This is a genomic window from Qipengyuania flava, from assembly GCF_011762005.1.
In the GTDB taxonomy this organism is placed as follows: domain Bacteria; phylum Pseudomonadota; class Alphaproteobacteria; order Sphingomonadales; family Sphingomonadaceae; genus Qipengyuania; species Qipengyuania flava.
The window spans coordinates 135816-149649 of record NZ_JAASQU010000001.1 but is presented as its reverse complement, the minus strand read 5'-3'; the positions used below and the strand labels follow the sequence as shown (position 1 = coordinate 149649).

Genomic DNA, 13834 nt, shown 5'->3' with positions numbered 1-13834 from the left:
AGCGAGATTATGGCCACCGAAGTCAAAGTTCCCACGCTGGGTGAATCGGTCACCGAAGCGACCGTCGGCGAATTGCTCAAGAACGTCGGCGATGCCGTCGCGGTAGACGAGCCGATCATCAGCCTCGAGACCGACAAGGTCGCCGTTGAGGCGCCCTCGCCCGTCGCGGGCGTGATCAAGGAATTCAAGGTCGCGGTCGGCGACACCGTCGAGGTCGAGGCGGTCATTGCGGTGATCGAGGAAGGCGCCGCGCCCGCCGCCAAAGGCGCCGAGGCCGGCCGTGCGCAGGAAGAACGCGCCGAGGGCAAGCAGGAGCGCGCCGATACGCCCGCCCCCGCCGCCTCTTCGGATGCTGCGCAGACGCTCTCGCCCGCGGTGCGCCGCGCGGTGCTCGAACACGGTGTAGATCCCTCGACGATCAAGGGCTCCGGCAAGGACGGTCGCCTGACCAAGGAAGACGTCATCGCCGCCGCCAAGGCCAAGCAGGATGGCGGATCGGCTCCCGCAGCCGCTTCCGGCGTGCCCGCGGCAGGCGCGGGCGAGCGCCGCGAGGAACGCGTCAAGATGACGCGCATGCGCCAGACGATCGCCAAGCGCCTCAAGGGCGCGCAGGACAATGCAGCACTGCTGACGACGTTCAACGATGTCGACATGTCGGCGGTGATGGAAGCGCGCAGCAAGTACAAGGACCTGTTCGCCAAGAAGCACGACATCCGATTGGGCTTCATGGGCTTCTTCGCCAAGGCTGCCTGCCTCGCGCTGAAGGACGTGCCCGCGGTCAATGCCTATATCGAGGGCGACGAGATCGTCTACCACGACTATGTCGACATCTCGGTTGCCGTGTCGGCTCCCAACGGCCTCGTCGTCCCGGTCATCCGTGACGCGCAGGACAAGGGCTTCGCCCGGATCGAACAGGACATCGCCGATTTCGGCAAGCGCGCCAAGGAAGGCACGCTGACGATGGACGACATGAAGGGCGGTACCTTCACCATTTCCAACGGCGGCGTGTTCGGCAGCCTGATGTCCACCCCGATCATCAACCCGCCGCAGAGCGCCGTTCTCGGCCTGCACCGGATCGAGGACCGTCCCGTCGTCGTGAATGGCGAGATCGTCATCCGTCCGATGATGTATATCGCGCTGTCCTACGACCACCGCCTGATCGACGGCCGCGAAGCTGTCACTGCACTCAAGATCATCAAGGAAGCGATCGAAGATCCGACCCGGATGCTGATCGACCTTTGAGGAAAGAATAATGGCTGAATACGACTACGACGTCCTCGTCATCGGCGCTGGCCCCGGAGGCTATGTCGCCGCAATCCGCGCAGCGCAGCTGGGGCTCAAGACCGCCTGCGCCGAAAGCCGCGAAACGCTGGGCGGAACCTGCCTCAACGTCGGTTGCATCCCCTCGAAGGCGATGCTCCACGCGAGCGAATATTTCGACGCCGCCAGCAATGGCGCGATGGCCGACATGGGCATCGAGGTTTCGCCCAAGCTCAATCTCGACAAGATGCACGCGCAGCGGCGCGATGCAGTCGAGGGGCTGACCAAGGGCGTCGCCTTCCTGTTCAAGAAGAACAAGGTCGACTGGAAGAACGGCCACGCCACGTTCCAGGACGCGCATACGGTCAAGGTGGGCGACGAGACGGTTACCGCCAAGAACATCATCATTGCCACCGGCTCCTCGGTTACCCCGCTCCCCGGTGTCGAGGTCGACAATGACGGGCAGGTGGTGGTCGATTCCACCGGTGCGCTCGAGTTGGCGTCGGTGCCCAAGAAGATGGTCGTCATCGGCGGCGGCGTTATCGGGCTCGAACTGGGTTCGGTCTGGCGGCGCCTGGGCGCCGAAGTGACGGTGGTCGAATATCTCGATGCGTTGCTGCCCGGCATGGATGGCGACGTCCGCAAGGAAGCGGGCAAGATCTTCAAGAAACAGGGCATGGAGCTGCGTCTGTCGACCAAGGTCACCGGCTGCACCGTGAAGGGCAAGACTGCGACGCTCACGCTCGAACCCGCAGCGGGTGGCGACAGCGAGGAACTGGAAGCCGATTGTGTGCTCGTCTCGATCGGGCGTCGTCCGAACACCGACGGGCTCGGCCTCGAGAACATCGGGCTAGAAACCAACCAGCGCGGCCAAATCGAGATCGATCACGACTTCCGCACCAAGGTGGATGGCGTGTGGGCGATCGGCGACGTGGTCCCCGGCCCGATGCTCGCGCACAAGGCCGAAGACGAAGGCATTGCCTGTGCCGAAAACATTGCCGGCCAGACGGGCATCGTGAACCACGATCTCATCCCGGGCGTGGTCTATACCTGGCCCGAATTCGCCGGCGTCGGCTTGACGCAGGAAGAAGCGATCGAGAAGCTGGGCGACAAGTCCAAGGTGAAGGTCGGCAAGTTCCCGATGATGGCCAACAGCCGCGCCAAGACCAACCACGAGCCGGAAGGTTTCGTGAAGGTCATCGCCGAAGCCGAAACCGATCGCGTGCTCGGCGTATGGGCGATCGCCAGCGTCGCCGGAACGATGATCGCGCAGGCCACGCAAGCGATGGAATTCGGCGCGACGAGCGAGGACATCGCCTATACCTGCCACGCGCATCCGACGCATTCGGAAGCGATCAAGGAAGCCGCGATGGCGGTTCAGGGCAAGCCAATCCACGTCTGATCGCATGGAGGATGCAGCGACCCTTCCCGTATCGCGTGAAGGCCGCTGAATGGCCGGGCGCATGGTTTGTGCCATTGCGCTCGGTATCCCCGTGCTGGCGGGGTTGGCGTTCCTTGTCCTTTCCGGCGCGCCGCTCGCCTATGGTGCCGGCAACGGCCTCACGCTGGCTATCGGGCTTGCGGCGATAGCATTCCTGCGGGTGCGGCTGTCGGACCGGCAGTGCCGTATCCTCGCCGTCCTGCTGCTGCTTTCGCTTTACGTCCCGCTGCTGACCGGGCCCCATGTCAATAGCATCGCGCGCTGGCTCCCATTGGGGCCGGTCGCGCTGCACGCGGGGGCGCTTACCCTCCCCGCGCTTGTCGTGCTGGCAGCGCGCGACGATGACTACGCCCCGCCAATCCTGCTAGCCGCGCTGCTCGCGGCCAGCTTGCAGCCCGACGCCGCGACCGGGCTGGCGGTCATGCTGGCAGCCGTCGGGCTCTACAATGCGACGCGCGACTGGCGCCTGGTCCCCGTTGCCGGGATCGCCTTTTTCGCCAGCATCATTGCGGGCCTGCGCGGCGAACTGCCCGCGCAACCTTTCGTCGAACGCGTGCTGGTCGACCTCGCATTGCAGCAGCGGCTGGCAGCTTTGGGCCTCGGCGCATCGCTGCTCGTGGCTTTCGTGCTGTTCGCGCATGCCCTGCCCGCCGAAAAACGCGCGCGCCACGCACTCGCCGGGTCTCTGTTCGGCTTCTCGCTGGCGGCGATTGTCTCGAACTATCCCAGCGTGCTCATCGGCTACGGCGCCGCGCCGATCATCGGTTACGGCTTCGCACTCGGGCTGGCCGCCACGCCGGGCAGATGCCCCGCGAACAGATCAGACTCCCCCAGTTGAACCCGCAGAGATTTGGTGTATTATTACACTAAATCACGAGGGAGCTCCTATGCTTGCAACTCGCCGGGCGGCTCTCGCCCTATCATCGCTCGCCCTGTTTCTGGCGGGCAATTCCGCCGCAGCACAGGACCCCGCCCGCATGGATGCGCTCGTTGCCGCGTCAGCCGCGGAGGATGCCTATATGGGTGCCGCGCTCGTCGCTGTGGATGGCGAGGTGGTGTTCGACAAGGCTTATGGCTCCGCGGACCTCGAATGGAAGATCGCCAACACGACCGATACCAAGTTCCGCATCGGTTCGGTCACCAAGCAGTTCACCGCTGCATCCATCCTGCTGCTCCAGCAGCGCGGCCTGCTCGACATCGACCAGCCAGTCCGCACCTATCTGCCCGAAAGTCCCGCAAGCTGGGATGCGATCACGCTGCGCCACCTGTTGCAGCACACCTCGGGCATTCCGAACCTCACCGATTTTGACGATTTCGGCACGTGGAAGTATCTGCCCACCACGCTTGATGCGCTGCTTGCGCGCTTTTCGGACAAACCGCTCAACTTCGCGCCGGGCGAGAAATGGTCCTATTCGAATTCGGGCTACATGGTCCTAGCAGCGGTCGCCCAAGAGGTCAGCGGCCAATCGCTGGACGCCTTCATGGCTGAAAACATCTTTACGCCGCTGGGCATGGACAACACCGGGATCGACCGGAGTGAGGAAATCCTCCCGCACCGCGCCGCGGGCTACTCGCCCTCGCAGCAGGGCATCGTGAATGCCGACCATGTCGACATGAGCATCCCGCAGGGCGGCGGGAACATCTACTCGACCACGCATGACCTGCTCGCGTGGCAACGTGGCCTCTTCGGCGGCCACCTGCTCGACGCGCGGAGCCTTGCCGAGATGACCGCGCCGGGAGTCGCTGCGATCCCCGGATCGACCTACGGGCTCGGGGTCATCCGCACCGAAGACGATAGCGGCACGCTGGTCTGGCATGGCGGCGGGATCGAAGGCTTCAACGCCTACCTTGCGCACGACCCGGATCGCGACATTACCGTCGTCGTGCTCGCCAATTTGAACGGCGGTGCCGCCAACACGCTCGGCCAGTCGCTACTCGCCATGGCCCGCGGCGAGCTAGAGTAGCGCAGGAATCCGGGGCGGAATATCGCTCCGCCCGCCGCTCCCTACACCTCGTCGGGATAGACCGGAGCGATATCGACCGGGATGTCGTCCATCGCGGCGAAGCGCGATTGCGCGGCGGCATCGAGGACGGCGTAGCGATCGAAGAACGCTATCGTCCCTGCATAGTCGCCTTTCGCCTGCAGCATCAGCTGCGCGTTGAGCAGGTCGCGGATGGCCGCTTCCATCGCTGCGTAATCCACCGTGTAGCGCTGCACTGCATCGTCCCAGGCGAACGCCCCCTTCTGCTGCAAATAGCCATATTGCAGCTTGGCGCCGCGGCCATGCGCGCTTTCGGTGCCGAAGCGCATCGAGCGGAACAGGCCGGTGAAATAGGTCGAGAACAGCTGCGGCTTCTCGCTCGCGGGAATCTCGCCTTTTTCCATCATCAGCAGGATGTTCCAGATGCCCATCACATCGGCCTTGCTCTCCTCGAGCGCCGAATACTGGTCGCGCAATTCCGCGTTCACCGTGGTCTGTCGCCCGTCGACGGTGATCGTGCCCGGCCCGAGGCTGTGCGACAGTTCGTGGAACAGCGTGTTGGCTTCCATGTATTTCTCCGCCACCAGCGCCGCCTGGTCGTCCTTCAGCACGACATCCGCCATGGGCGCGAGAATGCGGTCGTATTTCGCCCCGAGCACATTGGCGAGGATCACCTTCTTCGCGCCCTTGGCTTCGCGCACCCGCTCGTCATTGGGCAGGTTGAAGGCAATGGTCTGCGTACCCGGTACATTGTCGCCACCGCCATGCACCTGGTCGGCCACCGCGATCGGGCTTTCGAAACCGCGCTGGAAGTTCTTGTGCTCGTCGGGGATCGGGAGGCTCTCCTCCATCGTGCGGAGGTAATTCTTGTACTTTGCCAACGCCGCGCTTTCCTCGGGATTGCGCAGGGTGACGAAGCTCTCGAACGCAGTCTTGGTGCCGTAAAGCCGGTCGGTGTAGACCTCGTAGGGACCGATCGCGACCTCGATCGGCGTATCCTGCAGATCCATCCACGCCATCTCGCTTTCGAAATAGTCGTCGCTCAGGAAGCTTCTCGCACGCAGCGAAAGGAACCGCTTGAGGCTCGGGTTGGATGTGCGTTCGGCAGCCTGTTCAAGCAGGCGCGCCGCTGGAACCAGCCATTCGCGATAGGCTTGCGAATAGGGCACCGCGACGAAGCCGTCGCCGCGCCGCTCAACCACCGTATAGGGACTGGTTAGGGCCTCGCGCTGATCGGGATTGGCTGCCAGATAGGCGTCGAATTCCTCGCGGGTCAGGTCGGCGGGATAGAAGCCGGCTCCTTCGGGCATGGGCTGTGTACCCCAGAAGGGCCGCAGTTCGGCGACCTCGTCCCACGGACCGAAATTGCGATCAAACATCGCCACTAGCAGGTCGCGATCGGCCCTGCGGCTGCGCGAGATCGTTTCGCGCAACTGGGGCAGCTGCACGCCACGCTGGCGCAAGTAGATCTCGTCCATGTAACCGCTGGCTTCGATCAGCAGGTTCACCACCTCGCGCTCTTCCTCGGTAAGGAAGCTGGTGTCGGGGGTCATTTCGATGGTCGCCAGCTTGGCGTATTGCGCGCGCAGATCGTAATCGTCCGCGGCTGCATCGGCGGGTGCCGCGGCCGAGCGGACACCGGTTTCACTGATGGTCGGAGCGCAGCCGATGCAGGCGGCACTGGCAAGCAGCAGGGGCAGGATGGCGCGGCGCATGGGAAGTCCTCCAAAGACTGTCATCGTCATAACGGAAATACGCCATGCTGCGCGGATGTGTCCGGCGCAAGAGCGCGATTGACCACGCCCCGCGCTTATCCGACATTGGCTGCGATAGAGGAGACTGTATGGCCTATCCCACGCTGACGGACAAACCCGGTGCTATCGAAACCGCAACCGCGATCCGCAGGGCCGAGATGACACCGCTTGAAGCGGTCGAGGCGGCGATTGCGCGGATCGAGCACCTCGATGCGCATATCAATGCGGTGGTGGTGACGGATTTCGATCGCGCGCTGGACCGCGCCCGCGCGATGACCGTCGAGGGCCCGCAAGCCGATCAACCGCTGTTCGGCGTGCCGATGACGATCAAGGAAAGCTTCGACGTCGAGGGCCTGCCTACCTGCTGGGGGCATGAGGCGCATGTCGGAAACATCGCGCAGCGCGATGCACGCGTGGTCGCGCAGTTGAAGGCAGCGGGTGCGGTCATCCTCGGCAAGACCAATGTCCCGCCCGATCTGGCGGATTGGCAATCGAACAATCCGGTCTACGGCCGCACCAACAATCCGCACGACCATGCGCACTCGCCCGGCGGGTCATCGGGCGGTTCGGCTGCAGCCGTGGCAAGTGGCATGGTTCCCTGCGAATTCGGTACCGACATCGGCGGGTCGGTCAGGGTACCCGCGCATTTCTGCGGTATCTGGGGGCACAAGGGGACCTGGGGCCTCATCTCCAAGCAGGGTCACGATCATCCTCTGCTGGCGGGGCGCGACGCGCATGACGGCGCGCTGTCGATAGCGGGTCCGCTGGCGCGCAACGCAGCCGATTTGCGCCTGCTGGTCGAGCTGACCCGGGCGGTCCCGCTTGAGGCACGTGGCCGCAGGCTGGCCGACTGCCGGATGCTGTTGCTGGTCGACCATCCGTCCTGCCCGACCGACAGCGCCGTGCGTGGCCCGATCGAGGCCGCAGCGGCCGAACTCGAGCGCGCTGGCGTGACGATCGATCGCGCCAGCGACCTCGTACCCGATCTGGCAGCGCAGCAGGGCGATTACATGCGCATGCTCAACGTGGCCATGGCGCGCGGCATGCCCGGCCCCGACGGCAAGCGTGCCAGCGCGACCGACTGGTTCGACATGCTCGACACGCAGGCGCGCAACGAGGCCGCATGGGCACAGGTGTTCGACAGCTATGACTTCGTCCTTGCCCCGCCGGCTCCCGTGCTGGCGGTCGCGCACCGCGAAGGACGTGTTTTCGATGGTACGCTGACAATCGACGGCACCGAACAGCCCGGCGGAAGCGCATTGTGCTGGGCGGGTCTCGCCACCTATCCGGGCCTCCCATCCACCGTCCTGCCTGTGGGTGAAAGCGGTGGCCTGCCTTGCGGGCTGCAAGTGATCGGGCGCAGATGGGGTGATCTCGACTGCATCGCCGCGGCCGAGGAAATGGGCGCGATACTGCACGGCTAGGGAGCCACCGACGAATGCGAACACAGCGTGCCATGCAAAGCCTGGCGAAATGGCATGTCTGGCTCGGCTGGCTGGTCGGCGTGCCGATCCTGATGTGGACCGTGACCGGACTGGTGATGGTCGCCAAACCGATCGAGGAAGTGCGCGGCACGCATTTGCGCAAACAGGTGCCCGAAACCGCGCTGCCTGCCGACACGCAGATTGCGGTTTCGCTTCCTGCTGCCAACACGCGTCCGGTGCGCTCGGTCACGACGCAGGTCGAGCGCGGCGAAACGATCACGCGCATTGCCTATATGGACGGCACCAGTGCAAGGTACCGCGCCGATGGCAGCGCGCTGGGCCCGCTCTCCGAGCTTGAAGCGCGACTGATCGCTGCCGACGGCGTGATCGGGGGCGACGACGTGATCTCGACCACGCAATATGCGGCCGCGGACGTCCCGTTCGATTTCCGCCGTCCGTTGCCGGTCTGGCAGGTCGCGCTGGCCGATGGTACGCATGTCTATATCGGCACCGAAACCGGCCAGATCGAGGCGGTCCGCACCCGCTGGTGGCGCGTGTTCGACTTCATGTGGGGACTGCACATCATGGATCTGCAGACGCGCGAGGACACGCATCATCCGATGCTGGTGTTCTTCGCAGCGCTCGCGGCGATCGGGGCGTTCTTTGGCTGCATCCTGATGTTCCGTCGACGCCGGGCGCGGACGAGCGCCCCGTGAACAGCGAAGTCCTCACTCCTCTGCTCAACTGGCTTGACCTTGCCGGGGTTGCGATTTTCGCGCTCACCGGCGCGCTGGTGGCCGCGAAAGAGCGGCAGACCTTCGTGACGCTGGGCTTCTTCTCGCTCGTCACCGGGGTCGGCGGCGGGACGGTGCGTGATTTGCTGATCGGCGCGCCAGTATTCTGGATCCAGGATGCGCGTGTCCCGGTGGTCTGCCTCGCGGTTGCACTGTTCGCGTGGTTCACGCCGACGCGCTGGTGGGAAGGACGCTTCCTGTCGATCGCCGACGGGCTCGGCCTCGCTGCCTACGCGGTGCTGGGCGCAGCAAAGGCGATCGAATACGGCCTGCCGCCGGTTTCGGCCGCCTTCATGGGGATCATAACCGGATGCGTTGGCGGGATCATCCGCGACGTGCTCGCGGGTCGCCCGTCCATCCTCATGCGGCCCGAGCTATACGTAACCGCCGCTGCGCTGTCGGCCAGCGTCACCGTGCTGGGTGACCTGGCCGGGATCAGGCGCGAATGGGTGTGGATTGCCGCAACAACAGCGGGATACGGCCTGCGACTGGCTGCGATCCGCTGGAACCTCGCGCTGCCGGCCTACGGACGCGACTAGCCACCCGCGCTGCGATAGCCCGTCCCATATTCCAGATCACCGTCGATCGCGGCTTCCTCGCCCGGAAGCGGACCGCCGGGGTAGGCCGGCTGCGGCGCATCGCTGCGTGCGCGGGCCGCAGCATAGACATCGTCGCCATGCTGGCGGTCCGCCTGCTGGCCATCGACCTGCGCGACATAGCCATAATCGTCTTCTCCGCCGGTCTCGTAGCGCGCCGATCCGGCACCATAGTCGATCGCGTCGATCCGGCCGTCGGCGCCGATAGAACAGGTGAACGCCTGTCCATCGTAAAGTCGACCAACCACCGTCCAGCCCTGTGCGTCGCGATTGACCGAATCGACGGTGTCAACGCGCACGTCGCGTTCGATCGATTCGACGCACATCGAAGCCGCGCGATCCAGGCCGCGGGCGCCGTCATAACGCGCATCCTGCCTGTACGGTTCGCGATAGCGCGCATCGCGCGGCGGGTAGCGGTCGTCCGATTTCTTTGCCGCGCTCGCCACGGCGGCAATCCCGCCCAGGATCAATATGCCGGCGATCACATCGCCCGCATCGACCCCGCGGTGGCGGCGATGGCGATACCGGCGATAGCCTTCGGCATCATCGTCGCCCGGAGCCCAGGCGGGCGCGGCAACCATGGCGGAAGGCGAGGCAGGAACGGCAATATCGGCGGCCTGCGCAGGCACTGCGGTCAGTGAAGCCGCGGCCAGCAGCGCAGGCAGCGTGGAAATGGATTTCGTGAACGGCATGGTCCGGTACCCCCTTGGGGCGCGCCCCCACCACGACGCGCGATTACTTGTGGCATGATAATGGGCGGCCCAGGCTATACCAAGCCTGAACCGCCCGTGGTGGACAGTGCCAGCGATCAGCGCAGGCCGCGGATCCCGCTGTAATTCACATCCGCGACGCGGCCACGCTCGATATAGCAGGTGAACTTGCCACTATCGCGGCTGCGGTCGTTGTAGCGGCGGTCGTAGCGCGAATTGCGATAGCCACGCTGTCCGTCGACCACCATCCTGCCCTTCACGCGCCAGCCATTGCGGGTGTCGTCGACGTCGCGGATATCGGTTACCTGCGCGTAGCGGTAGCCGTAGCGGCGGGCATCGGTTTGCGCGGCGGCGACGCAGCGCTCGACGGCGCCACGCGGGTTTCCGCGGCGGGCATAGGCGTTGCGGCGGTAGTCATTGCCATCGCGGTAATAACGCCCGTCACGATAGTAACGGCCGCCGCGATAATGGTCGCGATCCTTGCTCGCCGCACTGGCGATCGCCGCAATACCACCGATGATCACGGCTCCGGCGATTACCTCGCCGACCGAAATGCCATCGTCGCCGCGGTCGCGGGCCTGTGCGGGGGTTGCGCCTGCCAGCGCCATCGCGCCAACGGCAGCCGTTGCGATCCCACCCTTCGCGAAGCTCTTCGTAAGTTGTTGCATGTCGAGGTCCTCCTCATCGGAACCGCGGCGGGACTGCCCCGGCTGTGAGGACTGATCTAGACGATACGCGGTGTGGTGAGGCTGAACCCCCGCGACAGCGATTGTTCAGCTTTTATCGCCAAAACCTGAACGCGCTATTCGTCCAGCGATGCGATGACGTCACGCGTAAAGCCAGCAATGTCGAAGCGTTGCCCTGCAGGATCTTCCCCGCGACGCACGATGACCAGATCGAGACTGGGTACGATCACGATGTACTGCCCGCGATTGCCCATGGCGGCAAAGGCATCGGCAGGAACGCCTGGCGTGTCGTTGAGCAACCAGAAGCCGGCACCATAGCCGAAGGGGCCATCGGGCTGCGGGCCGGCAGGCGAAGAAACATATTGTACCCACCCTTCGGGCAGGACGCGGTCACCCGAAGGCAGCACGCCATCGTCGAGGTAGAGCTGGCCGAGCCTCGCGAGGTCGCGCGCGGTCGACCAGACCTGGCTGGAGAGGATATAATCCCCGCGCCAGTCGGTTTCGGCAACGGTATCGTGCATTCCCAGACGGGCGAAGAATTCAGCGGGCGATTGCGTTTCGAACGAAGGTTCCACGGCCTCGACCGCAGCCAGCGTGTCGTTGTTGGCGTAGCGGAACACACTGCCCGGGGCATGGATCAGCGGCCAGTGCAGCGCCGTTTCCGCAACGCTCGACCCGCCGTAGTAGAGCGGATCGGTGCGGTTTCCCGCTGTGTCCGAATACCGGCCCGACGCCATGCGCAAAAGGTGGTCGATGGTGATCATGCGGCGACGGTCGTTCGGAGCCGAGCCAAGTCCGGCGATGCGCCCCACCTCGGCGTGCCCCTCCAGCACCGCCGCACCGACCAGCGTCGCAGCAATGCTCTTGGCGACCGACCATGTGCGCTGTGGCACGGCGGGCCCGAAACCGGGCGCATAGCGCTCACCCAGAATGGTGCCGCCGCGCTGAACGAGCACGGCGGTGGTGCGCGTTCCGTTGCCATGCGTTTCGCCGAAGGCTTGCTCGACGCTCGCCGCCAGCGCGCCAACAGGTACTACCGGGTCGCCGTGCTCCACGTTGATCCGGGGCCGCTTCGTGCGGATGGGATGCGGCGCACCACCGATCGGCAACTGCGAACAACCGCGGCGGGAGTCGTGCACCGCGATGCGGGGCGGCATATCGCCGGCCCACTCGACGACCACCTGCCGGATCTCGCCATCGCTGTCGCGATCGATCGTATAGGGCAGGTCGTGCACCACTGCGTCGAGCGGGCTCTGGATCCCGGTCAGTTCCCACGCCGCGACGCTCTCGGGCGTCCGCGTCGTGCCGTTTCGCTCGGCATTGGCGATCGCGCTACACAGGAACAATGCCTTGTAGCCTGCCGCCAACGCGCGGTCATAGCGCGCGGAAATATCGTCCTGCGTGGTCGATTGCGCGGCGAGCGGCGCGGCGGCCAGCAGCGCTGCGGCGGCGAAAGCATGTCTCATCATGCGCGCCTTGTGACACGCCTTTTGCGTCATGCAAACAAAAGGGGCCGGACAGTTTCCCGTCCGACCCCGCTTGTCTTGCTTCGCTGAGCTTACGCTTCTTCGAACTCGACCTCTTCGTTGAGCACCGGGCCCGAATCCTGGCCCTTGGCGTCTTCGTCGCGGTCGACGAGTTCGATCACCGCCATCTGCGCGGCGTCGCTGCCACGGTAACCGGCCTTGATCACGCGGGTGTAACCGCCTTCACGGTCCGCGTAACGCTCGGCGAGGACGTCGAACAGCTTCTTGAGCTGGGTTTCGTCCTGCAGGCGGCTCATGGCCAGACGGCGGTTCGACAGGCCGCCACGCTTCGCCAGCGTGATCAGCTTCTCGATGTAGGGCCGCATTTCCTTCGCCTTGGGCAGCGTAGTCATGATCTGCTCGTGCTTGATCAGCGCGGCAGCCATGTTACGGAACATCGCATTGCGGTGGCCGGTCTTGCGCTGAAGCTTACGGCCAGAAATCTTGTGACGCATTGTAAATCATCCTTCGTTCGTAAGGGGCCCGTTCTAGGTAGCCCGGTACGGGCCGGAATTGCGGGTCCGGCCCATTCCCGTATGCGAGGTCTTAGCCCAGCAGCTCCTGTTCGAGCTTCTTGGCCATTTCCTCGATGTTCTCAGGCGGCCATCCGGGGATATCCATGCCCAGGCGCAGACCCATCGACGACAGCACTTCCTTGATCTCGTTCAAGGACTTGCGGCCGAAGTTCGGCGTACGCAGCATCTCGGCTTCGGTCTTCTGGACCAGGTCGCCGATGTAGATGATGTTGTCGTTCTTGAGGCAGTTCGCCGAACGGACCGACAGTTCCAGCTCGTCGACCTTCTTGAGCAGGTAACGGTTGAGCTGGTTGGTGTCGCTTTCCTGCGGCTCTGCGGCCTGGCCGATCATGGCCGAGGTCGGCTGCGGAATGCCGTCTTCGAAGTGGACGAACAGAGTAAGCTGGTCCTGGAGGATGCGCGCGGCATAGGCCACGGCGTCTTCCGGGGTGACGGTGCCGTCGGTTTCGATGGTCAGCGAGAGCTTGTCGTAATCGAGTTCCTGCCCGACGCGGGCGTTCTCGACCTTGTAGCTCACCTGGCGAACCGGCGAATACAGCGAGTCTACCGGAATGAGACCGATCGGCGCATCGGCCGGACGGTTCATCACGGCAGGGCGGTAACCCTTGCCGGTGTCTGCGGTCAGTTCCATGTTCAGCGTCGCGCCGTCATCGAGATGGCAGATCACGAGATCCTTGTTCATCACCTCGATGTCGCCCGAAACGGCGATGTCGCCCGCGGTGACTTCACCCGGGCCCGTAGCCGAAAGCTGCAGGCGCTTCATGCCTTCGCCTTCCATCTTCAGCGCGATCTGCTTCACGTTGAGGACGATGTCGGTCACGTCTTCGCGCACGCCGGCAAGCGAGCTGAATTCGTGGAGGACGTTTTCGATCTTGATCGAGGTGATCGCGGCGCCCTGCAGCGAGCTGAGCAGCACGCGACGCAGCGCATTGCCGAGCGTCAGGCCGAAGCCCCGCTCGAGCGGTTCGGCCACGAAGGTCGCCTTGCGGGCCTTGTCGCCGGAATCCTTGATATCAAGGACATTGGGTTTCTTGAGTTCCTGCCAGTTCTTGATGTTGACGGACATTGAAATCCCCTGGTTCGGATGCGGGCAGGACCGGCGCTCTTGATCAGAGCGTCCGGTCC

The 13834-nt window shown here is 64.7% G+C and carries 13 protein-coding genes; 7 read left to right on the top strand and 6 right to left on the bottom strand.

The window, feature by feature from the left end; translation table 11 throughout:
• The first annotated feature begins 9 nt into the window (after positions 1-9).
• The 4 genes from odhB to FHS69_RS00785 all read left to right on the top strand — a co-directional run bounded on the left by odhB (position 10) and on the right by FHS69_RS00785 (position 4665).
• Positions 10-1242: a 2-oxoglutarate dehydrogenase complex dihydrolipoyllysine-residue succinyltransferase gene (gene odhB, locus FHS69_RS00800; protein ID WP_166775785.1), complete on the top strand. Its 1233-nt coding sequence runs from the start codon at positions 10-12 to the stop codon at positions 1240-1242.
• Between the two features lie 10 nt (positions 1243-1252).
• Entirely contained in the window at positions 1253-2662 is a 1410-nt protein-coding gene (gene lpdA, locus FHS69_RS00795) for a dihydrolipoyl dehydrogenase (RefSeq protein WP_166775783.1), read from the top strand.
• Positions 2663-2723: 61 nt separating this feature from the next.
• Positions 2724-3539 carry a hypothetical protein gene (locus tag FHS69_RS00790; RefSeq protein WP_208380051.1) on the top strand — a complete coding sequence of 272 codons (816 nt, stop codon included), beginning with the start codon at positions 2724-2726 and terminating at the stop codon, positions 3537-3539.
• A gap of 139 nt (positions 3540-3678) precedes the next feature.
• Positions 3679-4665: a serine hydrolase domain-containing protein gene (locus FHS69_RS00785; RefSeq protein ID WP_166775782.1), complete on the top strand. Its 987-nt coding sequence runs from the start codon at positions 3679-3681 to the stop codon at positions 4663-4665.
• 41 nt (positions 4666-4706) lie between these two features.
• Here the strand turns inward: FHS69_RS00785 and FHS69_RS00780 are convergent, their stop codons facing one another.
• The gene (locus FHS69_RS00780) at positions 4707-6398 is read right to left on the bottom strand and encodes a dipeptidyl-peptidase 3 family protein (RefSeq protein WP_166775780.1); all 1692 of its coding nucleotides are present in this window, start codon (positions 6396-6398) and stop codon (positions 4707-4709) included.
• A 128-nt stretch (positions 6399-6526) separates the two neighbouring features.
• Here FHS69_RS00780 and FHS69_RS00775 point away from each other — a divergent pair, with 128 nt between their 5' ends.
• From FHS69_RS00775 to FHS69_RS00765, 3 genes are read left to right on the top strand one after another with little or no spacing between them, the layout of a single operon-like run.
• Entirely contained in the window at positions 6527-7861 is a 1335-nt protein-coding gene (locus FHS69_RS00775; protein WP_166775778.1) for an amidase family protein, read from the top strand.
• A 14-nt stretch (positions 7862-7875) separates the two neighbouring features.
• Positions 7876-8577, top strand: a complete 702-nt coding sequence (locus FHS69_RS00770; protein ID WP_166775776.1) for a PepSY domain-containing protein — start codon at positions 7876-7878, stop codon at positions 8575-8577.
• Positions 8574-9194 carry a trimeric intracellular cation channel family protein gene (locus FHS69_RS00765; RefSeq protein ID WP_067504726.1) on the top strand — a complete coding sequence of 207 codons (621 nt, stop codon included), beginning with the start codon at positions 8574-8576 and terminating at the stop codon, positions 9192-9194. The genes FHS69_RS00770 and FHS69_RS00765 overlap by 4 nt, the downstream gene beginning before the upstream one ends.
• Here FHS69_RS00765 and FHS69_RS00760 read toward each other — a convergent pair.
• From FHS69_RS00760 to FHS69_RS00740, 5 genes are all read right to left on the bottom strand, one after another.
• On the bottom strand, positions 9191-9943 hold the full coding sequence (locus FHS69_RS00760) for a hypothetical protein (RefSeq protein WP_166775775.1): 753 nt from the start codon (positions 9941-9943) through the stop codon (positions 9191-9193). The genes FHS69_RS00765 and FHS69_RS00760 overlap by 4 nt on opposite strands.
• Positions 9944-10059: 116 nt before the next feature.
• Positions 10060-10629, bottom strand: coding sequence for a hypothetical protein (locus tag FHS69_RS00755; protein ID WP_166775773.1), 570 nt, complete (start codon positions 10627-10629; stop codon positions 10060-10062).
• Positions 10630-10763: 134 nt separating this feature from the next.
• On the bottom strand, positions 10764-12116 hold the full coding sequence (locus tag FHS69_RS00750) for a serine hydrolase domain-containing protein (protein WP_166775771.1): 1353 nt from the start codon (positions 12114-12116) through the stop codon (positions 10764-10766).
• Between the two features lie 89 nt (positions 12117-12205).
• A complete protein-coding gene (gene rplQ, locus FHS69_RS00745) occupies positions 12206-12628 on the bottom strand; it encodes a 50S ribosomal protein L17 (protein WP_166775768.1) in 423 nt (140 codons plus the stop codon).
• 91 nt (positions 12629-12719) lie between these two features.
• A complete protein-coding gene (locus tag FHS69_RS00740) occupies positions 12720-13775 on the bottom strand; it encodes a DNA-directed RNA polymerase subunit alpha (protein WP_067504731.1) in 1056 nt (351 codons plus the stop codon).
• Positions 13776-13834: the final 59 nt, after the last annotated feature.